At 70.1% G+C, this 26,336-nt stretch carries 20 protein-coding genes and 1 pseudogene; 6 read left to right on the top strand and 15 right to left on the bottom strand.

What is annotated here, in order from left to right; genetic code table 11:
- Window positions 1-11: 11 nt before the first annotated feature.
- The 3 genes from ACS04_RS18185 to ACS04_RS36330 form a co-directional block, all read right to left on the bottom strand.
- A complete protein-coding gene (locus ACS04_RS18185; RefSeq protein WP_048477676.1) occupies window positions 12-1,418 on the bottom strand; it encodes a helix-turn-helix domain-containing protein in 1,407 nt (468 codons plus the stop codon).
- A gap of 675 nt (window positions 1,419-2,093) precedes the next feature.
- Window positions 2,094-3,035 (bottom strand): hypothetical protein, encoded by a 942-nt coding sequence (locus ACS04_RS38200; protein ID WP_158977322.1) that lies wholly within the window; start codon window positions 3,033-3,035, stop codon window positions 2,094-2,096.
- A gap of 44 nt (window positions 3,036-3,079) precedes the next feature.
- Window positions 3,080-4,258, bottom strand: coding sequence for an AAA family ATPase (locus tag ACS04_RS36330; protein WP_078864917.1), 1,179 nt, complete (start codon window positions 4,256-4,258; stop codon window positions 3,080-3,082).
- 652 nt (window positions 4,259-4,910) lie between these two features.
- Between ACS04_RS36330 and ACS04_RS18175 the strand changes: the two genes are divergently transcribed.
- From ACS04_RS18175 to ACS04_RS18160, 4 genes are all read left to right on the top strand, one after another.
- Window positions 4,911-6,296, top strand: coding sequence for a 3'-5' exonuclease (locus ACS04_RS18175; RefSeq protein ID WP_048477674.1), 1,386 nt, complete (start codon window positions 4,911-4,913; stop codon window positions 6,294-6,296).
- Window positions 6,293-7,012, top strand: a complete 720-nt coding sequence (locus ACS04_RS18170; protein ID WP_048477673.1) for a DarT ssDNA thymidine ADP-ribosyltransferase family protein — start codon at window positions 6,293-6,295, stop codon at window positions 7,010-7,012. The genes ACS04_RS18175 and ACS04_RS18170 overlap by 4 nt, the downstream gene beginning before the upstream one ends.
- Complete coding sequence (locus ACS04_RS18165; protein ID WP_048477672.1) at window positions 7,009-8,739, top strand: ADP-ribosylglycohydrolase family protein; 1,731 nt, start codon at window positions 7,009-7,011, stop codon at window positions 8,737-8,739. The genes ACS04_RS18170 and ACS04_RS18165 overlap by 4 nt, the downstream gene beginning before the upstream one ends.
- Before the next feature lie 471 nt (window positions 8,740-9,210).
- Complete coding sequence (locus ACS04_RS18160; RefSeq protein WP_048477671.1) at window positions 9,211-10,620, top strand: cytochrome P450; 1,410 nt, start codon at window positions 9,211-9,213, stop codon at window positions 10,618-10,620.
- 58 nt (window positions 10,621-10,678) lie between these two features.
- On the opposite strand, the gene ACS04_RS18155 is transcribed toward ACS04_RS18160, so the two are convergent.
- Complete coding sequence (locus ACS04_RS18155) at window positions 10,679-12,229, bottom strand: MFS transporter (RefSeq protein ID WP_048477670.1); 1,551 nt, start codon at window positions 12,227-12,229, stop codon at window positions 10,679-10,681.
- A 97-nt stretch (window positions 12,230-12,326) separates the two neighbouring features.
- On the opposite strand from ACS04_RS18155, the gene ACS04_RS18150 reads away from it, so the two are divergent.
- Entirely contained in the window at window positions 12,327-14,396 is a 2,070-nt protein-coding gene (locus ACS04_RS18150) for a S9 family peptidase (protein ID WP_048477669.1), read from the top strand.
- A gap of 49 nt (window positions 14,397-14,445) precedes the next feature.
- Here the strand turns inward: ACS04_RS18150 and ACS04_RS18145 are convergent, their stop codons facing one another.
- From ACS04_RS18145 to ACS04_RS18120, 6 genes are all read right to left on the bottom strand, one after another.
- Window positions 14,446-15,117 (bottom strand): HAD family hydrolase, encoded by a 672-nt coding sequence (locus ACS04_RS18145; RefSeq protein WP_048477668.1) that lies wholly within the window; start codon window positions 15,115-15,117, stop codon window positions 14,446-14,448.
- Window positions 15,118-15,202: 85 nt separating this feature from the next.
- Window positions 15,203-16,138, bottom strand: a complete 936-nt coding sequence (locus tag ACS04_RS18140; RefSeq protein WP_107438639.1) for an ABC transporter ATP-binding protein — start codon at window positions 16,136-16,138, stop codon at window positions 15,203-15,205.
- 98 nt (window positions 16,139-16,236) lie between these two features.
- Window positions 16,237-17,361, bottom strand: coding sequence for an ABC transporter ATP-binding protein (locus tag ACS04_RS18135; protein ID WP_078864912.1), 1,125 nt, complete (start codon window positions 17,359-17,361; stop codon window positions 16,237-16,239).
- Window positions 17,361-18,347 (bottom strand): ABC transporter permease, encoded by a 987-nt coding sequence (locus ACS04_RS18130; RefSeq protein ID WP_048477666.1) that lies wholly within the window; start codon window positions 18,345-18,347, stop codon window positions 17,361-17,363. The genes ACS04_RS18135 and ACS04_RS18130 overlap by 1 nt, the downstream gene beginning before the upstream one ends.
- Window positions 18,344-19,369: an ABC transporter permease gene (locus ACS04_RS18125; RefSeq protein ID WP_048477665.1), complete on the bottom strand. Its 1,026-nt coding sequence runs from the start codon at window positions 19,367-19,369 to the stop codon at window positions 18,344-18,346. Before ACS04_RS18125 ends, ACS04_RS18130 begins: the two co-directional genes overlap by 4 nt.
- Before the next feature lie 20 nt (window positions 19,370-19,389).
- Entirely contained in the window at window positions 19,390-21,132 is a 1,743-nt protein-coding gene (locus tag ACS04_RS18120; RefSeq protein ID WP_048477664.1) for an ABC transporter substrate-binding protein, read from the bottom strand.
- A 131-nt stretch (window positions 21,133-21,263) separates the two neighbouring features.
- Between ACS04_RS18120 and ACS04_RS18115 the strand changes: the two are divergent.
- Window positions 21,264-21,605 (top strand): annotated as a pseudogene (locus ACS04_RS18115) (SMP-30/gluconolactonase/LRE family protein); the annotation flags it as partial.
- 87 nt (window positions 21,606-21,692) lie between these two features.
- On the opposite strand, the gene ACS04_RS18110 reads toward ACS04_RS18115, so the two are convergent.
- The 5 genes from ACS04_RS18110 to ACS04_RS18090 all read right to left on the bottom strand — a co-directional run.
- Window positions 21,693-22,412: a GntR family transcriptional regulator gene (locus tag ACS04_RS18110; protein ID WP_048477663.1), complete on the bottom strand. Its 720-nt coding sequence runs from the start codon at window positions 22,410-22,412 to the stop codon at window positions 21,693-21,695.
- 56 nt (window positions 22,413-22,468) lie between these two features.
- Window positions 22,469-23,431, bottom strand: a complete 963-nt coding sequence (locus ACS04_RS18105) for an ornithine cyclodeaminase family protein (protein ID WP_245236431.1) — start codon at window positions 23,429-23,431, stop codon at window positions 22,469-22,471.
- On the bottom strand, window positions 23,428-24,516 hold the full coding sequence (locus ACS04_RS18100; RefSeq protein ID WP_048477662.1) for a proline racemase family protein: 1,089 nt from the start codon (window positions 24,514-24,516) through the stop codon (window positions 23,428-23,430). Before ACS04_RS18100 ends, ACS04_RS18105 begins: the two co-directional genes overlap by 4 nt.
- Entirely contained in the window at window positions 24,513-25,517 is a 1,005-nt protein-coding gene (locus tag ACS04_RS18095; protein ID WP_048477661.1) for a proline racemase family protein, read from the bottom strand. Before ACS04_RS18095 ends, ACS04_RS18100 begins: the two co-directional genes overlap by 4 nt.
- A 17-nt stretch (window positions 25,518-25,534) precedes the next feature.
- On the bottom strand, window positions 25,535-26,336 hold an 802-nt coding region (locus ACS04_RS18090; protein WP_048477660.1), incomplete at its 5' end, for a dihydrodipicolinate synthase family protein.

The raw sequence follows: 26,336 nt of genomic DNA, 5'->3' as shown, positions 1-26,336 counted from the left end.
TGATCTGCCTCTCAGCCCAGGATGAGCCCGCGGTGCTGCCACGCCAGGTCGAGGCACGCGGCGGCCGCGGACGCCAGAGGTTCATTGTCCAGCAGACGCCGGACGTTGGACTCGGTGAACTCGATTCCCGCGCCACTCCCGCTGGCGTTGCCTGCCACGACGGCACCCTCGGAGTTCCGGGACACCATGCCGGAGAAGACTGAGTCGTACACCTCCGCCTCGATGACCACCACGCTCAGGATCTCGCCTGCAAGCGTGAGTGGGTCCAGACCGATCCCGAAGCAGTACGGGCGCACTTTGCCCTCGCGCCGAGCTTGGTTGAGCGTACGGAAGGGCTCCGTTTCGTCGTAGTCGATCGGCTCCCCGCTACTGCCGTCGGCTTCGGGGTCCCCGAGGAATTCCTCGGCGTATTCGCGCAGGACGTTGCGCCAGAGGTTGAAGTCGTTCGCTTGGTCCCAGGGCATGACCGAAGACGGCTGGAACACCCCGGCCGGCATCACGTGGTACGTCCCTCCAGCCAGAGCAACGTTGCTCGCGGACCGATGGTGGAGCGGGAAGGACGCCCCATCGGGCCCAAGACGAATGGTCAGAGTGTCGATGGATGGCAGCAATGCCCGATGGGCCAGATCGAACGGGTCTCCGACGAGCGTCCGGAACGGGAGTTCAGCCCAACTTGGCTTACCGATCCACGCTGGGTCGCTGCCCGTCTTCAGCCATGCGCTCGCTAGCTCGTGTGCCACGCCCTCGCAGATGTCGGCCATGTCGAAGTAGGTCGTGTAGCCGAATGACAGCTTGGGACGGCCTTCCGTTCGCCCCACGTCGAGCAGACGGAAACTCGGCCGGTTCACGAACAGCGACGGCCTGTCGATCATCCGAATTGCCTGGGTATAGCGATCGAACTTGGCGCCGTGCGGCGCGAGGGGTCGGACTCCCTCCGCTTTCTTTTCCCGCCCACTGATCTCCGGCGGACTGGCCTGCGTCAGCCAGGCCAGCTCAATGTCCGTGAAGTCGATCGGCTCGGGCCACATCCACGAATCCCGGGTGAGCACCGGACTGTTTCCCGCACGGGAGACGTCGGGGTACAGACGAGCAGCAGCCTGCGTAAGGTCGGCCCGGTGGCGATTCAGTTCGCGGCGCGTCATACGCCAACGCCGCTGATCGTCCACGGCCGCGAGCGGACTCCGCTCGCCTGGGCCGCCGGTGGCCGCCCCGACCGTGACCGCGGCATCGGCCGGCGGAAGGAGTCCGAGCTCGTCTTCGGGCAGCGCCAGTGCATGAGCGAGACGACGCAGCTCGACCATGTCCCGGATGGTCCGCTTGCCACGTTCAAGTAAGGAGACGTACGACTGGTCATAGCCGAGCAAGTCGGCAAGGTCTCGCTGCTTCAGCTTGTGCAGCGCCCGATACGCCTTGAGCACGTCGGCAAGGTTCGAGCCGTCAGGCGGAGCACTCCGCTCAACTTCACCACCAAGCCAGTGCGGCGAGGCGGCCGCTGATGCGGCTTGTACCGGGCTACTTGGGGCTGCAGGACCGACACTGCGACGGCAGGGGCTGCACACGGTATCCGTGTTGCCACGGCTCAGCTTGGTTCCACACCTCATGCACAGCGATGAGGCGGGCAGCATAACGGTCATGGGCTCCTTTTCCCTTCAATGGGGAGGACAGCGGTTCTAGAGGAAAATTTGCCGAGCAGTCGACTGCCAGACCGCTCTCAATCCTATGAACGCTCAAAGCAAACCAAGCCGGTTCTAGACGGTCGGAGTCCGCCAAGGGAAGTTTCCCTGCTTCATCAAGGCACCCGCCGCGCACAGCGCGGCGAGCGCGACCGTCGCCCCTGCCTCTGCCCCGCTCCAGCCCGACCGCCGGCAGCCAGCCGCGCGCCAGACGGCAGAGTTGATGGGCGGTGAAACCCTCTGTGGTTGGCGCCGTCGGCTCCACGACTTTAGGCAGCCCCTTTGGGGCGAGCCTCTAAAATCATGGCCCCAACGTCGTGCTTTACCGGGCAGATCCACAGACTGCCCGACACACCGGACACTTACGGGGCCATGATCACGCCCCAAAGACGCTCCACCGACCTAGACCTTTCAGGAAAGCTAGCCTACACCCGGGGAATCTCTCAGGAGGCTATCAATTACCGGTTCACGCCGCTGGACCGGGATTTCAAGGCCAGCCTTTACGGCCAGATTGCGAACCCTCTTCTGAACGCCGCGCGACCATTCGCTATCGAATTTCATCGTCGCAGCCATATGCTTGACCAAATTAGCGGCAAGCGCACGCTTGTCGATATTTGGGTCTAGATCGATAAGCCATTGCGCTAGAATCTCGGCGTACCATTTCCCTTTGAACGCTTGGTCTTGCAGGCCAGCCCTGTAAAGCGAATCCACCTTTTGCCTAGCTGCATTCCACTCGACACATCCGTTAGGGTTTGCTTTCCTGGCCATCGCATGCGACCTTCTCTCAAAAGCCTCGACCCTATGAACATCCGGAGGCCTGCACGGGTCTGGATTGAGAGGCGAGGGGCGGCCGTAGTTAGACTCGCCGTGGAGCTTCAAAATATTCGCCGCAAAGCACAGGCGAACCCAATCCTTCCAGTAACCCGCAATACGCGCCTGCCACTGGTTTCCTGCCGGCAACTCTCGACGCACACGCTGAGGCGAGAGATTGCATGCGGCCGCGACGGCACGCCGAAGATCACCCTCCGCGAATATGTGGTTCTCCACGTCATAGAACGAAGTATAAATGACGTGCTCAGAGTCGATTTGAATCCCCTTCAAGTCATCCAAGTCCTTGTCCATGAAGAAAACAGCTACAGCCACCTCACCCTTTAGGCTGCTGATCAGCTGACCACTCTGTGTCAGCAGCTCATAGTGGGCCAACAGGCGAGTCTTCCCGCTGCCAACCCCAGAGATCTGCTCTGCTCGGATCACCTCATACTGAACCTGGATTCCCGAAAAGGCCAAGTCGCAGTTGTTTGAATGAACGTACTCGTCGCCGTTCCTGCCTTCCACAAAGATGAAGAACTGTGGGTCCGCCATTTGCATTCGACGTACTAGGCCACCTGGGGAATGCGTCAGTCTGCTCAAAGCTTGAAGATCTTTTCGTCAGAGATGTTGGCCATGATTTCCGGCGAGTGCGTAGCCGCGATTACTTGCGTACTTTCGTCGATGGTTTGAATGGACTCCAGCAGGTCGAGCTGCCAGTTGATGTGCATCGACAATTCCGGCTCGTCAATGATCAGTGGGTGCCCGCTAGCCCAGAGAGTTTCCACGAGGATCCTAATCACCTGCTTCTCCCCGGATGAAAGCCTGTCAAGGGAGACCTCTCGGCCGTTTTTGGTGATCACCCTAATCTGGCTATTCTCGAAACTGATTTGCTTCGGCCCGGAGATTAGACGACTCACCAGGGCTTCAAGCTTTGTGCGGGGGAGCAGGGCACTCTCGATCTGCTCCTCCACCTCATTAATTTCGAGTACTACACGATTGAACGGACGCTCGGAAGCAAACCGGAGATCGAACGTCTCCTTATCTTGGAGCAAATGGGGTGACCCTTGGCGCCTGAGAAACCTCTCTACCCGCTGGAAAGCCATGTCGGGATCAAGGTCTAGCGTCCTCTCCGGATTCGATTGGGCTGGAGAGATTACTCCTTGAAGGATTCTCGCCAAGCCGTCTTCCTGCGCTTTCCGCACGACCCCCAAAACATCGGCGGAATATCGAGACCAGAGTCTCTGAATTGAGTCTGCAAAGTACTCATCCATTGACAGTTCGCGAGAGTTTTCGGGTGAAGATACGTTACCTTCAATTACTCGGGAAGTCGGTAGATACCGATGGGCGAAGGAGCGCGGAATTCTGGGCCCTGCGTCGTCATCCACGACTGTCTCCCAGGTGACACTCGATGGCAGATACTGGCGCCGCTGACTCGGCGGCATTCTCTCAACATTGCGCCGAAAACTCGGGTCTCGACGAAGCAGCTCAAACTCTTCGTCGCTCGGCATGGTGAAATTCTTGATCACCTTACGCTTGATTGCCGGGTACCAGATTTCCACTTCGGCAGACTCGAAGGGAGAGCTGATCAACTGCAACGCGTCACCCGACAGGGCGGAGTGAATAATTCGAAGAAGAGTCGTTTTGCCGCTGCCGTTATGACCAAAGAAGATATTCACATCCGGATTTAGCATGCATTTGAACGTCTCCTCGCGGCCGGCCAGCCCGCTCACTGCGATATTTCGCACATACCATCGACCGGAGCGGGGCGTAGCCATGAGGGGGGACCTTCCTTGATGCCGTCACTGGAAGTGTTCATTGTGCGATGTGGCACCATGACGGCGCGAAGGAATCCGAAATTTACCCTTACGTAGATTGCATGGCTTTTAAGGTGTTTCGCCTACTAATGATTGAGTTGCGCGGCTCAGGTCTAGCTGAGCCCTTCGATGTTTGTCGGCTATGCCGGAGAGTCGACTGCTGTGGTCGTCGATGCTTAGGAAGCACGGTTTGCCGACGAGGCCAGACCATAAGAAGCTGAAGCAAAGATGGGGAAGTTCAGGAAGAAGCGGTGGCGGGAGTGCCAGCCCCGACTGCGGGTGCCACCAGGGGGATCGGACGGGCGTGGTTCTGAGCAGTCCGCCGCGGGCGCAGACCGGCCGGGCCGTCGGTGGGCCGTCCGAGGGCGGCCCAGGGCAGCCGGCAACGACCATCGGCGACCGCTCCCGAGCCGGTCAGGCGTGGTTGAGGATTCGTCCGCTCAGGTCACGACGCTGCGGTGTAACTTCCGCGACATCTAATTCCGAAGGACGCGGAATCCGGACCCCGCCCGATCCGGGCGGGGTCCTTGGCGCAAAACCATCTGGATCATCCGGGCAGAACAGGCATCCTTCACAGAGGCGCTGACGGTGCCTCAGGAATGAAGGGGTGGGGATGGGGATTCCGGAGCCGGTGGGACGGCAGTCGGACGTGGCGTACCTGCCCGCGGCCGGCCATCACGTGGTTCTCGGTACGGCGGGAACCGGCAAGACCGTGATGGCCATGCTGCGGGCGCTGTACCTGTCGGATCCAGGAGTGGCGGGATCCGGCAGGACCCTGCTGGTGACCTACAACAACGCTCTCGTCTCTTACCTCAAACACTTCGCCGGCGAAACCGACCGGCTGCACATCCGCACCTACGGCCGGTTCGCCCGCGGCTTCCTGCATCACCACGGCGCGATGAAGGGCCAGGCGATCGCCTCGTCCCCCAGTCGTCGGCGGCTGATCCGCTCCGCGCTCAGGGCCGTGTCCTCGAAATACGCGGCGCACAAGTTCTTCGAGCGGGATCCCGGATGGTTCGAGGACGAGATCGCCTGGATCTCCGGCATGGGCCTGCGCACGTGGGAGGCGTACGAAGTCGTTGACCGGCTGGGCCGCCGGACGCCCCTGAGCGTCTCGCTGCGCAAGGTTGTCTGGGAGATCACGGAGGAGTACCGGCTGCAGCGGGCAGCAACGGGTCACGCGTACGACTGGCATGACATGGCTGCCGCCGTGCGCGACCACCAGGCCGCGGACGACGGGCCACGCATGTACCGGCACGTGATCATCGACGAAGGCCAGGACCTCTCCCCGGAGGAGATACGGTCGCTTGCTGAGGTCGTCGACCCCGAGGGCTCGGTGACGTTCTTCGGCGACTACGCCCAGCAGATCTACGGGCAGGGGATGTCGTGGCGGGCCTGCGGCCTGAAGGTGGCCCGCGTCGAGATGTTCAAGGACAACTATCGCAATTCGACCGCCATCGCCGAGTTCGCCATCGCCCTGAGCGAGTTGCCCTTCTTCGGCCGCACCGACGAGCTCGTGCCACCGGTCGCGCCCCGCTCCAAGGGTTCGCTGCCCACACTTGTCGCATGCGCCGACCGCGCACAGGAGATAGCGGTGGTCCGGTCGACCGCCCAGCAACTGGGCCAGGTGGGGACGGTCGCCGTACTCGGCCGCACCTGGGCCGATGTGGACGAGGCCTGCGCAGGCCTGGCGGTCCGCCGCATCGACAAGGACCAGAAGTTCCGCTGGGACTACGCACCGGGGGTGTACTGCACCACGTACCACTCAGCGAAGGGCCTCGAGTTCGACACGGTCCTGATGCCCTTCTGCTCCGAGGACACCGTGCCCCTCCCCGAGGTGGTCAAGGCCCTGGGCCTGGACGACGCGGACGAGCGCGAGTCCAAGCTCCTCTACGTCGGCATCACCCGCGCCAAGTCGGACCTGGTCATCACCTACAGCGGAACGAAGACGCGCCTGCTGCCCGAGGGCGACGGCCTGTACGCAGAGGTGCAGCCGTGACGCGTACCAGCGACCTCGCCCTGACCGAAGCGCTGCGACGGAGCAGAGCCACCCGGCTCGCTCACTTCACACCGGCCCGCAGCTTCCCGCACATCCTGCGCGACGGGGCGATCCGCAGCAGCAAGGACCTCGCGGAAACGGCACCGGAGCAGTTCACTCCCACCGATCGCCAGCGGTTCGACCAACAGCCCGACAAGGTCTGCTGCACCTTCCAGTTCCCCAACGGCTACTACCTGGCGCAGGCTCGGCAGAAGCCCGACCACCAGAACTACCCGGACTGGATCTGCCTGTTCCTGGACGTGGAGCTGGCCCTGCGCGAAGGCACGCTCTTCGCGCCGTGCAACGCGGCGAAGCAGAGCGGTGCGCGGCTGCGTCCGGGCCCTGACGCGCTGCTGGAACTCTTTGCCGCGACGAGCGACGGCTGGCCCCGCGGAGCGGGCCATCTCCAGGGGGCCGCCACCAACTTGCAGGCGGAGGTGCTGGTACCGGGACCCATCGAACTCAGACACGTACTGGCCGTCGCCATGCCCAGCCACGAGGCGGTGGCCAACGAGCCTGCGCGACTCCGCCTCCTCAAGGCAGAAGTACCGCCTTTGACCTGGCTCGTAGAGCCGGTGCTGTTTGATAAGAACGGACTGAGCAGCCGCGTGCGCAACGGGCCTCCCCTCGACGAGGCCGTCTGGGTGCCACCGCAGAGTGATGGGATGACCCGGTGACCGGACAGAAGCCGGCAGACCTGTTGAACCGTACCCGCGGCCTGCTGTTCGGAGCGGCCATCGGTGATGCCCTGGGCTGGCCGCAGGAGCAGCGCAGCGGCATCGTCGGCGGCCAGGCATCGCGTACCACAGCCCCGGCTCTCGCCTTCCGCCCGTGGCTGCGCTGGGCCGGCGGCCAGTACTCCCGCTACCGGGACCCGGTAGCAGCGGGCGAGTACAGCGACGACACCCAGCTGCTGCTAGCCACGGCTCGCGCCTGCCTGCACGGAGACGACTGGCGGAGCTGGCTCACCGAAGTCGAACTCCCGGCATGGCCGCTCTACCAGCGCGGTGGCGGTCGGGCCGTACTCAGCGCGTGCCGCAGCTGGCAGGCTGGTGCCCGTCCTTGGGAAGGTCCACGCGCACAAGCCGGCGCCTACTTCAACGCCGGCGCCAACGGTGTGGCCATGAGGATCGCGCCCCACGCCGTCCATACGCTGACCGACTCCACTCCCGAGCGGCTGATGTCGCGCGTGGTGGCCGACGGGGTACTGACCCACGGGCATCCGCGCGCGCTGCTCGGCGCGGCAGTCTACGCCCTGGCCGTCCGGCACACGCTCCGCCGGCAGGACGCCGGCGAGTACGGGGACCTCGTGCTTGCCGTGGCCGACATGCCACAGTGGCGCGACCCCGTCCTCGCGCGCGAGACCCTCCCCGAGGGCTGGTCGGCCGCCTTCACGGACGCGACCGGTGGTTCGTTCGATGCCGCATGGGCCGACACCGCTCGCGAGATGGACGAACTGCTCGCGACGGCGCGATCGTCTTTGGAGCGGGCTGCCCTTGCCGACGACGTGCAGACCCTCGCGGCACTCGGCTGCTTCGACAAGCAGCGCAACGGCGCGGGAACCGTCTCGGCGGCGGCCGCCTGCTACCTGGCGGCGCGTTCCTCCGTACGTCCGGCCATGGGACTGCTCAGGGCCGCCTTCCTGGACCGTGCCGACACCGACACGCTCGCATCGATGACCGCCGCGCTGCTCGGCGCTCTGCACGGCACGGACTGGATCGCGCCGCTCATGCGCGAGGTACAGGACAAGGCCTGCCTCTCGCGCACGGCCGCCGCGTTGATCGAACCGCTCCCCGCCGCGGACGCAACCGAGCAGGAGAGCCCGGAGGCGCATCCGGCCCAGTGGCTCAACTCCCTCGCGGAGGACGGGAGCACGGAGCGGTTCGTCGACGGCCGCGCTGTGACACAGGTGCGGCACTACAGCCTGGACAGCAAGAGCCAGGACGTCACGCGCTTCGCCCTGACCCTCGCCGACGGCCAGTCGCTGTACGTGGATCGCGCGGTGAAGCGGGGAGGGTCTCCGGCCCCCGTACGGCAGGAGCCTCCCGCCCCACCCGCCGCCACGGTGACGCGGATGGCCATCCACGTACGCAACCTCGCGGAGACCAGGAAGTTCTACGGCGAGGTGCTCGGGCTTCCCGTGCAGGACAGGGGGTCTGTGCTCTATGTGACGCCCTGGCTGGCCCTGTTGGAGATGTCGGGCCCCCTGGACAGTCCGACGGCAGGACCGTTGCAGTTCACCGTGCAGACCTCGGACCCGGCGCGCATCACGGCCATGGTGGAGAAGTACAACGTGCCGGTCACCCCGCGGGGCCCCCGCGACATCCCGGGCTCTCTACGGGTGATCGACCCAGACGGTCACGAGGTCCTGGTTTGGCCGGTGGATGGGCGTCCCGTCGCATAGCAGGACCTCGTGACCGGTATGTCATCTCAATGGGCACGGGTCCTCGCCATCGGTGGCGGCGGCATCGACACAAAGAGTTGCCGGAGGGCGCCACCCTCGCAGACCGCCTCGGTCATGCCGATCCCGCATTCACTTTGCGTAACTACGTTCACCGCGTCGCGGGAGCGGGCGCGAAGGTCCGTCAGGCGCTCCGAAGCATGCACGGGAGGGCCGCCTGATGTGCAGACCAGCGCGGTTGTGCAGGGTTTATGCAAGATGATCTCGAAGAACGGTCATCTCTGCAGGCCAGAACACATGTGCCAGAGTTCCGCGACATTTGAGTAAGCCGCGAGTCGCCCGGTCCGGCCGCGGCCCCGTCCGTACCTCGCCCCGGCGGCCGGAATCCGCCGGTCGGGGTGGGTGGGTTCGGCGGGTCGGGGGGCCTGCGGGCAGAATCGGGGCGTCGGTGCGGGCGGTGTCGAGGGGGCGGCCATGGCAGTGGGGACACGTACGGGGTCCGGGAGCGGGAGCGGCGGCGGTGCGGAGGTCCCGACGCTGAGCGGGGTTCCGTTGCTCGGTTCCCTCCTCGATCTGACATCGGACTCCCTCGGGACCTACCTGCGCGCCCAGCGGCGGCACGGCGACATCGTACGGATCACCGCCGGCCCGCCCGGGCTGCGCGCCGAGCTGTACTGCGTCTTCTCCGCCGAGGGCGCGCAGCAGGTCCTGGCCTCGGAGTCGGCCAACTTCCGCAAGGACAACACCTTCTACCAGGAGGTCCGGGACTCCTTCGGCAACGGCCTGCTGACCAGCCAGGACGAGGACTACCTGCGCCAGCGGCGGCTCGTGCAGCCGCTGTTCACCAAGCGGCGGGTCGACGGGTACGCCGGCGCCGTCGCCGCCGAGACCCGGGCCGTCGTCGCGGGCTGGGAACGGGCGCCGGGCGGCGTGGTCGACGTCCGCGACGAGATGATGCGGCTCGCCCTGCGCGCGGTCGCCCGCATCCTCTTCGGCACCGACGTGGAGGCCACCGTCGACGTCGTCGACCGGTGTTTTCCGGTCATCACCGAGTACGTGCTGCGCCGCGGCTACTCCCCCGCCAACATCCCGCGCGGCTGGCCCACTCCGGGCAACCGCCGGGCGGCCGCCGCGATGGACGAGCTGTACGCGGCCTGCGACGCCATCATCGCCGCCCGGCGCAATGACGGTACGGCCGCGGGCGAGGGTTCCGGCGAGGACCTGCTCGGCATGCTCGCCGCCGCCTCCAGCACGGACGACGGGGCGTTCGACGCCGCCGAACTGCGCGACCAGGTATTGATCTTCCTGCTCGCCGGGCACGAGACGACCGCTACCTCGCTCGCCTTCTCCCTGCACCTGCTGGCCCGCCACCCCGAGCAGCAGGCGCGGGCCCGCGAGGAGGTCTCCCGTGTCCTGGGCGACCGTACGCCGGAGGCGGCCGACCTCGACCGGCTCCCCTACCTCACGCGGGTCCTCAAGGAGGCGATGCGGCTCTTCCCGGCGGCCCCGGTCATCGGGCGCAGCGCGGTCGCGGCCACCGAGGTCGGCGGGCTGACGATCCCGGCGGGCGCGAACGTGATCGTGGCCCCGTGGGTGACGCACCGCGACCCGCGCCACTGGCCGGATCCCGACCGCTTCGACCCGGACCGCTTCACTCCGCAGGCGGAGGCCGCACGCCCCCGCTACGCCTGGTTCCCGTTCGGGGGCGGCCCGCGCGCCTGTATCGGACAGCACTTCTCGATGCTGGAGTCGGTGATCGCGCTGGCGATGATCCTGCGCGCGTACGAGTTCGAGGCCGTGGACACCGACGTCCCGGTCACCGCCGGGATCACCCTCCAGGCGCACGGCCCGGTCCGCTGCCGGATCCGCGGTACCCATCGTTAGCCGTCCTCGAAGCTGCCGGATCCGGGTCACCGGGCGGCAGCCGCCGCCGGAAGGGCCGTCAGACCGCCGCCGGAGCGTGGTCGCCCTTGAGGCGTTCCAGGTCCGAGGGGCGTACCTGGATCACCACCAGGGCGATGACCGCCGCGACCAGGGCGAAGGCCGCGGCGACGACGAACGCGGCGCTCACGCCCGAGGCGAGCACCTGGTCGCCCCACGGGTCCGGGAGCTGTCCGGTGCGCAGGAAGAGGGCCTTCTGGGCGGGGTCGGCCTGGCTCAGGAAGGCGGGGACCTGGTCGTGGGCCTCGTTGCGGCTGGCCGTGCCGAAGACCGTGACCAGGATCGACAGGCCCAGCGATCCGCCCACCTGTTGCGTCGTGTTGAGGAGTCCGGAGGCCGCGCCCGACTCCCGGTCGGCGACGTTGGACAGGGCCATCAGGGTCAGCGAGACGAACTGCATGCCCATGCCGAGGCTGAACACGAGCACCGGGCCCAGGATGCTGCCGAGGTACGTCGAGTGGACGTCGGTCTGCGTCAGCCAGGCCAGCCCCGCCGCCGAGCACAGGGCGCCCGCCACCATGAAGGGTTTGGGCCCGACGCGGGGCAGCAGCTGGGAGGTGATGCCCGCGCCGACGGCGATGACGGCGCTCACCGGCAGGAACGCTAGGCCGGCCTGGATGGGGCTGAAGCCGAGCACGTTCTGCACGAACAGGGTCAGGAAGAAGAACATGCCGAACATCGCGCAGGCGAGGAAGAGCATGATGCCGTACGAGCCGGCCCGGTTGCGGTCGGCGAACATGTGCAGCGGGGTGATCGGCTGCGGCGAGCGCCGTTCGTTGAGGACGAACAGCAGGAGCAGGACCACGGCCGCGCCGAAGGAGCCCAGGGTGTACGGGTCGGTCCAGCCCTCCTGGGAGGCGCGGATGAAGCCGTAGACGAGGGCGACCATGCCCAGGGTGGACAGCAGCGCGCCGGCGAGGTCGAAGTGGCCGGGGTGGCGCGTGGACTCGCGGATGACCCGTACGGCCATCACCGCGATGGCCACGGCGATCGGGACGTTGACGAAGAGCACCCAGCGCCAGTCGAGCCATTCGACGAGGATGCCGCCGGCCAGCAGCCCGATCGCGCCGCCGCCCGCCGAGACGGCGGCGAACACGCCGAACGCCCGGTTGCGCGCCGGGCCTTCCCGGAACGTGGTGGTGATCAGCGCCAGGGCGGTCGGGGAGGCGATGGCGCCGCCGACTCCCTGGAGCGCCCGGGCGCCCATCAGCTGGCCCTCGTTCTGTGCGAGGCCGCCGAGCAGCGAGGCCAGGCCGAAGAGCAGGATGCCGAAGATGAACACGCGTTTGCGGCCGAGGATGTCGCCGGTGCGCCCGCCGAGGAGGAGGAGTCCGCCGAAGGTGAGGGTGTAGGCGTTGACGACCCAGGACAGGCTTTCTGTGGAGAAGCCGAGGGCGGTCTGGATGTGCGGCAGCGCGATGTTCACGATGGTGATGTCGAGGACGACCATGAGCTGGCAGGACGCGATGACGAACAGCGCGAGGCCGTTGCCGCTTCCGCTGAGCTTGCCGCCGTCGGTCCCGCTGTGGGTCGGCGCTGTGTTCTGGTCCACCTTGTCGACGCTAAACCCGCTCCCTGGGGTACACCACTCGAATGGCCTAGGCTGCATGACATGTACAGTGTGCCATTTCACATGACACACTACGATCATGGATGACTTCCTCAGGCTCTCCGCGAGCACCGGCCGCTTCACGTACGGCGCCCCGCGCGCGTTCTCCTTCGGGGACGACGGCCGGCTCCTCTGGTTCCTCCGCTCCACGGGCCCCACCGACGCCTTCGACAGCCTCTGGGTCCTGGACACGGCCACCGGCACCGAAACCCTGCTCGCCGATCCCCGGGAGCTCTCCCCCGAGCCGGGCGTCCTGCCGGTCGCCGAGCGCCGGCTGCGCGAGCGGATCCGGCTCGTGGCCGCCGGGATCGGCTCGTACGCGCTCTCCGGCGACGGCCGCAGCGCGGTGTTCGCGCTGTACGGGCGCCTGTACCGGGTGAGTCGCGAGGGCGGCGCCGAAGGCTGGGGCGGTCCCGAGGAGATCCCGGCCGCCGGGCCCGCCCTCGACCCGCGCCCCAACGCCGACGGCTCCCGTACCGCGTACGTCGCCGACGACGCCCTGCACACCCACCCCGGCGGCCGGGTCAGCCCCGACGACGGGGCCCGCTGGGGCCTCGCGGAGTTCGCCGCCGCCGAGGAGCTGGGCCGCGACCGGGGCCACTGGTGGTCCCCCGACGGACGGACCCTGCTCGCCGCCCGCGTCGACGAATCCGCCCTCCAGCGGCGCCACTTCGCCGACCCCGCTCACCCCGAGCTCCCGGCCGAGGACTTCGCCTACCCCGAGGCGGGCGGGCCCAACGCCGAGGTCCAGCTGTGGGTGCTCGGCGAAGACGGCCCCCGCGTGCGGCTGGACTGGGACGCGGCGCGCTACCCCTACGTCTCCGACGCCGGCTGGGAGTCGCCGGCGGAGATCCTGCTGACCGTCCAGGACCGGCTCCAGCAGAGCGTGCTGCTGCTCAGCGCCGACCCGGCCACCGGCCGCACCCGCGAGCTGTCGCGCACCGAACACCCCCAGTGGGTCGACCCGCTGGTGCCCGGCACCCCGGCCCGCCTCGCCGACGGACGGATGCTCACCAGCGCCGACACCGACGGCGGCGCCGCGCGCGCCCTCGCCGTCGACGGGAAGCTCCTGACCGGCGACGGGATCCAGGTCCGCCGGGTGGCCGGGGTCCACCAGGGCCGGCTGCTGATCGAGGCCGGGCAGCGCGACCCCTCCGAGCAGCAGGTGCTCCTGCTCGATCCGGCCACCGGGGAGCTGACCCCGCTCGCGGACGGACCCGGGGTGCACGGCGTGCACGCCGGCGCCGGGACCCTGCTGCTCACCAGCGCCGACGCCGACGGGGTGCGGCGGACCGTACGCACCGCCGACGGGCGCGAGTTCGTACCCCGGGACCTGTCCGCTCCGCTGCCCTACCGGGTGGTGCCGGTGCTGGAGCGGGTCACCGAGCACGGCATCCCGACCGCGCTGGTCCTCCCCCGCGGCCACGTCCCGGGCCGGCGGCTGCCCGTGCTGATGGACAGCTACGGCGGCCCCGGGTACCAGGACGTGTCCGCCGAGCCGCGCCGCTGGCAGCAGCGGCAGTGGTGGGCCGACCGCGGCTTCGCGGTGGTCACCGTCGACAACCGCGGCACCCCGTACGTGTCCCCCGCCTTCACCCACGCCATGTACCGCGGGTTCTCCGAGGTCACCCTGGACGACCAGGTCGCGGCCCTGCACGCCCTCGCCCTGCGCCACCCGGACCTGGACCTCGGCCGGGTCGGGGTGCGCGGGTGGTCGTACGGCGGCTACCTCTCCGCGATGGCGGTGCTGCGCCGTCCGGACGTCTTCCACGCGGCGGCGGCCGGGGCCGCGCCGACCGACTTCCGGCAGTACGACACGGCGTACACCGAGCGGTACCTAGGACTGCCCCAGGACCACCCGGACGTCTACGAGCGGGACTCCCTCGTCCCCGACGCCCCGAGCCTGGTCCGGCCGCTGCTGCTGATCACCGGCCTGGCCGACGACAACGTCCACCCGTCGCACACCCTGCGGCTCTCGCAGGCCCTGACCGACGCGGGCCGCCCGCACCAGCTCCTGGCCCTCCCCGGGGTCACGCACATGACCCCGAACGGCATCCGGGAGAAGATCACGGCACTGGAACTGGAGTTCTTCCGCCGGGAACTCGCTTAGGAAGTCTCGGGTGCCTCGGAGGTATCGAGGGTCTCGGCGGCCTCGCCGATCACGCCGGGGCCGCCCGGCCCGCCCGGCCCGCCGCGAAGGCGAGGATCGCGGGCGCCGCCTCGTGCAGGCTCGCGAAGTGGCGGTGCACGCCCTCCACCGGAGCCGGTGCGTTGACCCCCCAGACCGTCATGCCGGCCCGCAGCCCCGACTCGACGCCGGACGGAGCGTCCTCGACGACCAGGCAGTCCTGCGGCCTGGCGCCGAGGCGCTCCGCGGCCAACAGGTAGGGGGCCGGCGACGGCTTGCCCTCGGCCACGGCGCCGGCGTCCACGAGCACGCCCGGAACCGGCAGTCCGGTCCGGGCGAACCGCCCGCGCACCCGGTGCTCGTAGTTCGAGGTCACCAGCGCCCAGTGCCCCGGGGGCAGCCCGGTCAGCAGCTCCGAGGCGCCCGGGAAGGCGCCGTAGACGCCGCGGCGGACGTCCTCGTCCTCCAGCTCGTGCAGCGCGGCCAGGCACGCCTGCGGATCCCGGCCCGGCGCCACCTCCGCGAAGGTCTCCAGGGGACGGGTCCGCAGCGCCACGCGGTGGACCGCGTCGGGATCGAGTCCGTGGCGCACCGCCCAGGCCGCCCAGACCCGGCGCTGGTTCGCCACCGCGTCGATCAACGTGCCGTCGACGTCGAAGAGGACGAATCTCGCGGGGCCCGGCCGGGTGGTGTCGGTGATCACGCCGCGATCATGCCATCGGCGCGACAGCGGGAGGACCCCGGGCCGAGATGATCGGCCCGGGGTCCTTTCTTCCCCTGGATCCCCGTCAGTCACCGGGGAAGTGGCAGGCCACCTCGCGGGAGGCGGCGATCCGCAGCAGCGGGCGCTCGGTGCGGCAGACCTCCTGTGCCTTCGGGCAGCGCGGATGGAACGTGCAGCCCGGGGGCGGGGCGGCCGGGCTCGGCGGGTCGCCGAGCAGCACGATCCGCTCGCGCCGCCGCTCGGCCGCCGGGTCCGGCAGCGGTACGGCGGACAGCAGCGCCCGGGTGTACGGGTGCTGGGGGCTCTCGTACAGGGCCCGCTTCTCGCCGATCTCGACGATCCTGCCGAGGTACATGACGGCGACCCGGTCGCTGACCCGCTTCACCACGGACAGGTCGTGCGCGATGAACACGTACGCCAGGCCCAGTTCGCGGCGCAGCCGCTCCATCAGGTTGACGATCTGGGCCTGTACGGAGACGTCGAGGGCCGAGACCGGCTCGTCGGCGACGATCAGCCGGGGGCTGGTGGCCAGTGAGCGGGCGATCCCGATGCGCTGGGCCTGGCCGCCGGAGAACTCGTGCGGGTAGCGGTCGATCTGCTCGGGGATCAGCCCCACCAGGTCCATCAGCTCGGCCGCCCGGCGGCGGGCGTCGGTGGCGGACCAGCCCTGGACGAGCAGCGGGTCGCAGATGATCCGGGCCACGGTCTGGCGGGGGTTGAGGGAGGAGTGCGGGTCCTGGAAGACCATCTGGAGGTGGCGCCGGTGCGGGCGCAGCCCGCGCTGCGACAGCCTCGTGATGTCCCGTCCGTCGAAGGTGATGCTCCCGGACGTGGGTTCCAGCAGTCTCACCAGCATCCGGCCGGTGGTGGACTTTCCGCAGCCCGACTCCCCGACGAGGCCGAGGGTCTCGCCCGCCGCGAGGTCGAAGGAGACCCCGTCGACGGCGCGCACGGGCGCCCCCCGGCGTCCGGACGCGGAGCGTCTGCCGGGGAAGGTCATGGTCAGGTCGCGCACGCTGAGCAGCGGCCCGGACGGCGCCGGGTCCGCCGCCGCCCCCTCCGCGCGTGCGGTGGTGTCCGGGGGGCGGGCCTCCACGGTCATCGGTTCGCCTCCGGAGTGGTCGTCGCGGGCGGAGTGGTCCTTGCGGGCGGCGCGGCTGGCGCTGTCCTTGCGGGCGATGCGGGCGGCGCTGTCCTCGCGGGCGGCGCGGACGCCGGGGTGCCCGCTCCCGCGAAATGGCAGGCGGCGGTGTGCGGGCCGGCGCCGTGGGGACGCAGCTCGGGGCGCTCGGTGGCGCAGCGGCCGCGCTGGTCCGGGGTGCCCGCGGCGGCGAGGCCGCACCGCGGGGCGAAGGCGCACCCCGGGGCGGGTGCGAGCAGGGAGGGCGGGGAGCCGGGGATGGCCCGCAGCGGCTCGTCGTCGGCGTCGTCGAGCCGGGGCAGCGAGTCGAGCAGGCCCCGGGTGTACGGATGCGCGGGTCCGGCGAACAGCTCGTCGACCCCGGCCTGTTCGGCGGCCCGGCCGCCGTACATGACCAGCACCTCGTGGGCGACGCGGGCGACGACCCCCAGGTCATGGGTGATCATCACGACGCCGAGGCCGCGCTCCTGCTGGAGCCGGGCGATGAGCTCCAGGATCTGCGCCTGCACGGTCACGTCGAGGGCCGTGGTGGGCTCGTCGGCGATCAGCAGATCTGGCTCGCACGCCAGGGCCATGGCGATCATCGCGCGCTGGCGCATGCCGCCGGAGAACTGGTGCGGGTACTCCCCGGCGCGCCGGGCCGGCTCCGGTATGCCGACCTCGCCGAGCATGTCGACGGCCCGCTTGCGCGCGGCGGCCCGCCCGGCCTTGAAGTGGACGCGGACGTGCTCGGCGATCTGCTCGCCGACCGTGTAGTAGGGGTGCAGGCTGGACAGCGGGTCCTGGAAGATCATGGCCATCTTCCGGCCGCGCAGCCGGGACAGCCGCTTCTCGGACATGCCGGTGAGCTCCTGCCCGGCGAGCGCGATGGAGCCGCCCACCTCGGCCCCCCGGTGCAGGCCCATGACCGCGAGCGAGGTGACGGACTTGCCCGATCCGGACTCGCCGACGATGCCGAGGGTGCGCCCGGCCTCGACGGTGAAGCCGAGCGAGTCGACGGCCCGTACGGGCCCGTGCGGGGTGGCGAAGGTGACGTGCAGGTCGCGCACTTCGAGCAGAGGGGCGTCGGGAACGTCGGCCATCAGTACCTCACCCTCGGGTCGATGACGGCGTACAGGAGGTCGACGACGAGGTTGGCGACGACGATGAAGAAGGCGGCGAGCAGCGTGACCCCGAGGACCACGGGCTGGTCGGAGCCGACCAGCGCCCCGTAGAACAACCGCCCGATGCCCGGGAGTCCGAAGATGGATTCGGTGATGACGGCTCCGGCGAGCAGTCCGCCGAGGTCCATGCCGAAGATGGTGAGGATCGGGGTCATCGCGGAGCGCAGGCCGTGTTTGACGACGACGGTGCGCTCGGGCATGCCCTTGGCGCGGGCGGTACGGATGTACGGCTCGGCCATGGCCTCGATCATGGAGCCGCGGCTCTGGCGGGCGTACATGGCCGCGTACAGCAGGGCGAGCGCGGTCCAGGGCAGCAGCAGGTTGGCCGCCCAGGAGAGCGGGTCGTCGGTGAAGGCCCGGTAGCTCGGGTAGGGCAGGAGCCCGGCGACCCGGATGAACCCGTAGATCAGCATGACGGAGGTGAAGTACACGGGCAGCGAGGCGGCGGCGACCGCGCCGACCATCAGGGCCTTGTCGGTGGCGGTGTCCTTGCGCAGGGCGGCGGTGACCCCGGCGCCGAGGCCGAGCAGCAGCCACAGCGCCGCGGCGCCGACGGCGAGGGAGGCGGAGACCGGGAGCCGGTCCATCAGCAGGTCCCACACGGGCAGGGAGTTCTCGTACGAGTAGCCCAGGCAGGGGAAGTCGCACTGGACGGCGTACTGGCCGGTGCCGAGGGTGCGGCCGGTGAAGATGCCGCCGAGGAAGTCGGCGAACTGCCGCCAGAGCGGCTGGTCCAGGCCCAGGTACGCCCGTACGTCGGCCAGCCGTTCGGCGCTGCAGGTCTTGCCGCAGGCGGCCGCGGCCGGGTCGGTGGGCAGGACGTAGAAGATGAGGAAGGTGACGGCGGCGATGGCGAGCAGGACGCCCGCGAGGGCGAGCAGCCGGCGCGCGAGGTAGAGGATCAACTGCGGCCGCCCCTCGGGTCGAGGATGTCGCGCAGGGCGTCGCCGAGCAGGGTGAAGGCGAGTACCGCGAGGAAGAGGAAGGTGCTCGGGATGACGAAGTACATGGGGTCGGTCTCGTAGAAGGCCACGGACTCGGCGATCATCTGGCCCCAGGACGGGGTCGGCGGGCGGACGCCCACGCCGAGGTAGCTGAGCGCGGCCTCGGTGCTGATCATGCCGGGGATGAGCAGGGTGGTGTAGGCGATGACCGGGCCGGAGACGCCCGGGAGGATGTCGCGGGTCAGGATCCGCCAGGGGCCGGCGCCGCCGACGCGGGCGGCGTCCACGTACTCGCGGTGCTTGAGGGAGAGGGTCTGGCCGCGGACGACGCGGGCGACGCCGGGCCAGCCGAAGAGGCCGATGACGGCGGTCATCAGCACGATCCGGTTGACGTCCTTGGCCACCGACAGCATCGCGATCATGAAGATGAGGGAGGGGAAGGACATGGTCAGGTCCATCAGGCGGGACAGGAGCGTGTCGGTGCGCCCGCCGAAGTAGCCGGCGGCGATCCCGGCGGCGGTGCCCGCGATGACGACGATGGCGGTCGCGGCGAAGGCGATGAGGAGGGAGACCTGGGCGCCGTGGACGACGCGGGCGAACAGGTCGCGGCCGGTGACGGGTTCGACGCCGAGCCAGTGTTCGGGGCTGATCCCGCCGAGGGAGCCGAGGGGCTGGCCGCCGAGGTAGGGGTCGATGGCGGACTTGTCGAACTCCTCGGGGGACCAGCCGCCGAGTGCGCCCAGCCAGGGGGCGGTGGCGGCCATCAGGACGAAGAGGAGGACGACGCAGAGGCTGACGCGGACGGCGGGGCGGCGGCCCAGCTCGCGCCCGGCGAGCCGCCAGGGGCTGCTGCCGGTGGGGCGGGCGGCGGCCGGCGCGCGGCCGTCCCCGGCGGCCGCGGGGCCCGGGGCGGGGGCTCCGGCCGGAGCCTGGGCCGGGGCCTTGGGGGCCTCGCCTCCGGCTCCGGGTGCGGTGGTGGTCATGGTGTCGGGCTCCGTATCCCTCAGCCCTGGCTCTTCGAGGGGTCCTTCAGGCCGACGGTCGCGTAGTCGATGGTGCCGGTCCACACCGGGTGGCCGTAGGCGCCGGCGATGTTGGGGCCGACGAGCAGCGGCTTGCGCTCCAGCAGGACCGGGACGGCCGGGGACTTCTTCATGATCTCGGCGTCGAGGTCGATCCAGGCCTGGTTGGCCTGCTTGGCGTCGGCCATGGCGTTGATCTCGTCGATCCGCTTCATGGTGGCCTCGTCGCGGAACTGGCTGTTGTTGCCCTGGTTGCCCTTCTCCTTGATGGTGCGTCCGTCGAAGACGAAGGGGATCCAGGTGGAGCCGGAGGGGTAGTCGGGACACCAGCCGGAGAGCGTCATGTCGGGCGTGGTGGAGAGGTCGCCGATCACGTCGTAGTACGCGCCCGGGTCGATGGTGTCGACGACGACCTCGATGCCGGCGCGGGACAGCCCCTGCTGGATGGCCTCGGCCTTGCCCTTGTCGCCGGTGGAGACGGCGAGGGAGACCTTCAGCGACTCCTTGCCGGCGGCCTTGAGGAGCTCCTTGGCCTTGGCCGGGTCGCCCGCCGGGGCGATCTTGAGGGTGTCGGCCTGCTTGCCGCCGGAGAGCGCCGGGGGCAGGTAGGCGGTGGCGATCTCGTTGAGGGCCGGACCACCGCCCGCCGTGATCACGGCCTCCTTGTCGACGGCGTACTGCATGGCCTCGCGGACCTTGGGATCGTTGAAGGGCGCCCGGGAGTTGTTGAGGTAGAGCATCTCGGTACAGCCCTGGGACTCGGCGAGCAGGCGCGCCTTGACCTCAGGCTTCGGGAGCACCTTGGGGGCGCTCTCGGGGCGCATGTCCATGTACTGGACGGCCGAGGCGTCGGCGCCCTCGCCGGCGATGATCCGGTCGTCGATCTGGCCGCCCTTGAGGCCCATGACCACGACGTACTTGTCGGGGTAGGCCTTCCTCACGGTGTCGGTCTTCGGGTCCCAGTGCTCGTTGCGGACGAGGACGAGCTTCTTGTCGCGGTCGTACGTCTCGATCTTGTACGGGCCGGAGGAGAACGGCCGGGCGTCGTACTGGGTGCCCTTCTCCTGGGCCTGCGGCACCGGGGCGAAGGTGGGGAGGGTGGCGGTGGCGGAGAACTCCGCGACCGGGCGCTTCAGTTCGAAGACGATCGTGCGGTCGTCGGGGGTCTTGACCGAGTCGAGGTGCTGCCCCTGGAGCGGCCCCTTGTACCCCTCGCCGCCGGCCAGGTACTGGGCCGCGTAGTCGGGGCCGCCGGTCAGGTCGGGGGCGAAGGAGCGCTCCACGTTGTACTTGATGTCCTGCGCCTTGACGGGCGAGCCGTCCTCGTACTTGACGCCCTCCTTGAGGGTGAACGTCCAGGTCTTGCCGCCGTTGGAGGGGGTGCCGAGGTCGGTGGCGAGGTCCGGGACGAGCTCGCTGCCGCCCTTGCCGGGCTCGGCCTTGAAGGTGACCAGGGTGCGGTAGAGGAGGCGGGTGCCGAAGTCCATGGCCGGCATGACCCAGTTGCGGGCGGGGTCGAGGTGGGAGAAGTCCTGGTTGGACAGGACGGTCAGGGTCCCGCCCTTGACCGGGGTGCCGCCGAGGACCTTGCCGTCGTTGGCGGCGGCGGGGTTGCCCGAACCGGCGCCCGCCGAGCCCTTCTTGGGGTCGGAGCAGCCCGAGGCACCGAGTGCGAGTGCCGCCACGAGGGCGGTGGCGAGGGCGAGTTGGGTGCGCTTGGTCATGGGTCACTCCAGTGAAGGGCCGCGCTCTATGATGTGACCGGTAACATAGTAATGTGAAATTGTACTGACAAGGGGTTGGTGCCGCCGTTATCCAGCCGTGTCCAAATCCCGCCGAACGAGGGCGGGTTGGCGGCTTCATCCGGGTCTTCGACGTACGCGACGAGGGCACGCTGTCCGAGGGCAGGGTCTGGGCCGAAGCGGCGCCCGGCAGGGCCCGCTTCGACAGCCTCCGCTTCGACGACGGCGGCAGGCCCTGGGCGGCCGCGATGGACGACGGCGTGCACTGCTACGACCCCGACGGCACCCTGATCGGACGGCTCAACGTCCCCGAAACGGTCTCCGACATCGCCTTCGGCGGCGCCGAGCACAACCGCCTCTTCATCACCGCGGAAACCAGCCTCTACTCGGTGGTCATGGGCATCACCGGCACGCACCCGACCGGGCCGGGGCGCAGGCGCCGGCTCGACGGCTGAGCGACCCGCGGCGCCTCGTCGCCGCGCCGCGGATCCCCGAGCCCGCGCGCCACCCCTTGGCGCGTCGAGGCCTTGGCGCGTTGGCGCCTAGACGCCCTGGATGCCCGAGCCGAGGCCTCCCGGGGTGCGGCCCACCGGTTCGTCCCGGCCCTGGGCCCAGAGGGAGCGGACGTGGCCGAGGTGGCGGGTCATGCAGGCTTCCGCCGCCTCCGCATCGCCGGCGATCATCAGGTCGAGCAGCTCGATGTGCTCCTCGGCGGAGGAGACCAGCTTTCCGGCCTCGTCCAGCCCCGTCAGTCCGTACAGCCGCGAGCGCTTGCGCAGGTCGCCGACGGTCTCGACCAGGCGGTCGTTGCCCGCCAGGGCCAGCAGGGAGAGGTGGAAGCGGCGGTCCGCCTCCAGGTAGCCGATGAGGTTGTGCTCGCGGGCGCTGGTGACGATCTCCTCGGCGATGGGGCGCAGCTCCTCCAGCTGCTCCGCCGTGGCGATCTTCGCGATCCGGCCGATGGTCGGGACCTCGATCATCGTGCGCAGTTCGGTGTACTGGTCCAGGTCCCGCTCGCTGACCTCGGTGATCCGAAAGCCCTTGTTGCGGACGGGTTCCACCAGGCCCTCGCGGGCGAGGTCGAGCATCGCCTCGCGGACCGGTGTGGCGGAGACCCCGAGCTCGGCGGCGAGGCCGGGCGCAGAGTAGACGCTTCCGGGGCGCAGTTCACCCGCTATCAGGGCTGCTCGGAGGGCGTGGCCGACCTGGTCGCGGAGCCGTTCCTGGGCCTTGATGAGGCTGTGCTGCTTCAGGTCACCCATTGCTTTTCCTCCGAACCGGCGTTGCACCACCGGGTGCAGAGGACCAGCGTACAATGTCACGTTGCGCTTGGTCCCCGAGCGGTGGTTCCTCCGGCGGCGTGATACATCGCCACCGCCACGGCCAGATCCTCCCAGGCCATGCCCACACTCTTGAAGAGCTGTGGACAACCCTGTCCCCCGCCCGCCGATATCCGGCCCGCCACCAGGTCGGCCAGGGTGCCGTTGATATGACCGGGACCGATGGCCCCCTCCGCCTCCGGTACCAGCAGATCCCCCGCCTCGCGCAGGGCCGCCGCGCGCGACTCCACGTACACGGCGGCCCGCCGCACCAGGGCGGTGTCGGTCTCCCGGGCGTCCGGCTCGTGCGAGCCGACCGCCACCACCGTCGCCCCCGGAGCCACCAGCCGCCCGTCGAAGAGGGGTTCGCGGGCCGTCGTGCAGCAGAGCACCAGGTCCGCGCCGGCCACGTCCGCCGGGGTGCCCGTGCGCGCCGGAACCCCCAGGGCCCGGGTGTGCTCCGCCAGCTTCCGCGCGGCCGCCGGGTTGCGGCCGACGACCACCACCCCCGCCGGCTCCCGCACCTGCCGCACCGCTTCGAGGTGCCCGTACGCCTGCGGCCCGGTGCCGAAGAGCACCAGCCGCAGCGGCCGCCCGGCCGGCGCCAGGTACCGCAGGGCGAGCGCCGAGACCGCCGGGGTGCGCAGCGCGGTGAGCGCCGCGCCGTCGAACAGGGCCAGCGGGCGCAGCGTCGGCCCGTCCAGCAGGAGGTACGAGCCGGTGATGCGGGGGAGCCCGAGGGCGGGGTTGCCGGGCGCCACCCCGGCGATCTTCACCCCGGCGTACGCCCCCGCCGCGGCCGGCATCAGCAGCAGTTCGCCCCCGCCCGGGACCGCCACCGACGAGCGCTGCGGGCAGGACTCCGGGTCCAGCCCGGCCCGCAGTACGCCGGCCAGGGCGTCGGCGGCCGCGGCCGGGGTCAGCAGCGCGGCCGTCCGCTCCGCATCGAACTGCGGGATCACAGCAGGAATCCGGTTCCGAGGGCGTCCTGCGGATCGCGGACGAAGGCGTGCTCGCCGGTGCGGTACGCCGTGCCGGTGACCTCCGTGACCACGCCCTCGCGGGAGCCGTCCCGGGAGCCCGTACAAAAACCGTCCCCGGATCCCCCGGGAACCACCCGCCCCGTGAACACCGTGCCCACCACCGACTCGTGCAGCAGGTCCTCCCCCGCCCCGATCCGGCCGTCCTCCGCGAGCAGTGCGAGGCGCGCCGAGGTCCCCGAGCCGCAGGGCGAGCGGTCGATCTGCCCGTCGGCGAACACGGTGACGTTGCGCTGGTGCGGCCCGAACGGGGTTCCGGGCAGCTCCTCGTGGAGGATCACCCCGTAGACCCCCGAGAGCAGTGGTCCGCCGGGGTGCCAGGTCCCGGGGTGGGTGGCCAGCGCGGCCCGGATCTCCTGTCCGGCGCGGACGAGTTCGGGCAGCGCCGCCCGCGTCACCTCCAGGCCGAGGTCCCGGGCGGCGACGGACGCGTAGCAGGCGCCGGCGTGCGCGATGTCCACCTCCGCCAGGCCCAGGGTGGTCGCCACCGGCACCTTGCGGGCGCCGACCCGGGCCGGGACGTTGCGGAAGGTGACCCCGGTGGTGCGGCCGCCGGCGCGATGCACGGTCGCGGCGACCCGCCCCGACGGCACGTCGATCCGCACCTGTGCGTCCCCGTCGTCCGGCGCGGCGACCCGGCCGGTGTCCACGGCCCAGGCGCCGAGGGCCATCGTGCCGTGGCCGCAGGCGGTGGAGTAGCCGTCCTTGTGCCAGAACAGCACGCCGAAGTGGGCCCCGTCGTCGTCCGGGGGCACGACGAACCCGCCGTACATCCCGGCGTGCCCGCGCGGCTCCTGCACGAGGAAGCGCCGTACGTCGTCCAGCGGGCTCCGGCGCGGGGCAGTCCCGGAGCCCCCGGGGCCGATGGCGGTGGCGCAGCGCTCGGCGACGGTGTCCCCGGGGACGGGCGGCAGTCCGGCCCCGGCGGTGTCGACGATCCGGAAGGGCTCCCCGGCGGTGTGGTAGTCGGTCGTCCGCACGGAGGTCCCCGCGGCCCCGGCGCTCACAGCAGGAACCCCGCGGGGAAGGGGTCAGAGGGGTCGAGGAAGTACTGGGCGGTGCCGGTGATCCAGGCCCGGCCGGTGACGGTGGGGACGACGGCCGGGAGGGCACCGACGGAGCTCTCCCCGATCAGCCGGCCGGTGAACTGCGTGCCGATGAAGGACTCGTTGACGAAGTCCGCGCCGAGTGCGAGACGGCCGCGGGCGTGCAGCTGCGCCATCCGCGCGCTGGTGCCCGTTCCGCACGGCGAGCGGTCGAACCAGCCCGGATGGATGGCCATGGCGTGCCGGGAGCGGCGGGCGTCGGAGCCGGGCGCGGCGAGGTAGACGTGCTTGACCCCGGCGATGGCGGGGTTCTCGGGGTGGACCGGCCGGTCGCCCGAGGCGTTGACGGCGTCCATGACGGCGAGTCCCGCGGCGAGCAGTTCGTCCCCCCGCTCCCGGTCGAAGGGGAGCCCGAGGGCGTCGAGTTCGACGAAGGCGTAGAAGTTCCCGCCGTAGGCGAGGTCGTAGGTGACCGTGCCGAAGCCGGGTACCTCGGCCTTGAGGTCGAGTCCGGCGCAGAAGGAGGGGACGTTGGTGAGGGTGACGGCGGTGGCCGCCCCGTCCTCGACGCGGACGTCCACGCTCACCAGTCCGGCCGGGGTGTCGAGCCGTACGGTGGTGACCGGCTCGACCACCTCGACCATGCCCGTCTCGACCAGGACGGTGGCGACGCCGATGGTCCCGTGTCCGCACATGGGGAGCAGGCCCGACACCTCGATGTAGAGCACGCCGAAGTCGGCGTCGGGGCGGGTGGGGGGCTGGAGGATGGCGCCGCTCATCGCGGAGTGCCCGCGCGGCTCGTACATGAGCAGGGTCCGGACGTGGTCCAGGTGCTCGATGAAGTGGAGCCGCTTCTCGGCCATCGTGGCGCCGGGGATCACTCCGACGCCCCCGGTGATCACCCGCGTCGGCATGCCCTCGGTGTGCGAGTCCACCGCGTGGTAGATGTGGCGCGTACGCATTCCGGCTTCCCTCGGATTCAGTTGTGGCCCTCGGCGAGGGCCTTCTCGGTGGCGGCGCGGACGGCCGCCTCGGTCTCCCCGGTGAGGGGGAAGCGGGGCGGGCGGGTGGCGCCGCCGGGGCGTCCCGCGAGGTCCATGGAGAGCTTGATGGCCTGGACGAACTCGGTCTTGGAGTCCCAGCGCAGCAGCGAGTGCAGGGACTTGTACAGCGGCAGCGCGGTGGCGAGGTCCCCGGCGACGGCGGCCCGGTAGAGCTCGGCGCAGGAGCGCGGCAGGGCGTTGGGGTAGCCGGCGATCCAGCCGACCGCGCCCGCGAGGGCGAGTTCGAGGAGGACGTCGTCGGCGCCGATGAGCAGGTCGAGGCCGGGGGCGAGTTCGGCGATCTCGTAGGCGCGGCGGACGTCCCCGCTGAACTCCTTGACGGCGACGATGCTGCCGTCGCCGTGCAGGCGGGCGAGCAGGCCGGGGGTCAGGTCCACCTTGGTGTCGATGGGGTTGTTGTACGCGACGACGGGCAGTCCGGCGCGGGCGACGTCGGCGTAGTGGGCGCGTACGGTCGCCTCGTCGGCCCGGAACGCGTTGGGGGGCAGCAGGAGTACGGAGCCGGCGCCGGCCCCGGCGGCCTGGTCGGCCCAGCGGCGGGCCTCGGCGCTGCCGTAGGCGGCGACGCCGGGCATGACGCGGGCGCCGTCGCCGGCCGCCTCGACGGCGGTGCGGACCACGCGGGCCCGCTCCTCGTCGGTGAGGGTCTGGTACTCCCCGAGGGAGCCGTTGGGGACCACGCCGTCGCAGCCGCCGGCGATGAGCCAGGCCACGTGC

The sequence above is a fragment of the Streptomyces roseus genome (assembly GCF_001044425.1).
In the GTDB taxonomy this organism is placed as follows: Bacteria; Actinomycetota; Actinomycetes; order Streptomycetales; family Streptomycetaceae; genus Streptomyces; species Streptomyces roseus.
This window is presented reverse-complemented; position numbering and strand designations above follow the sequence as displayed.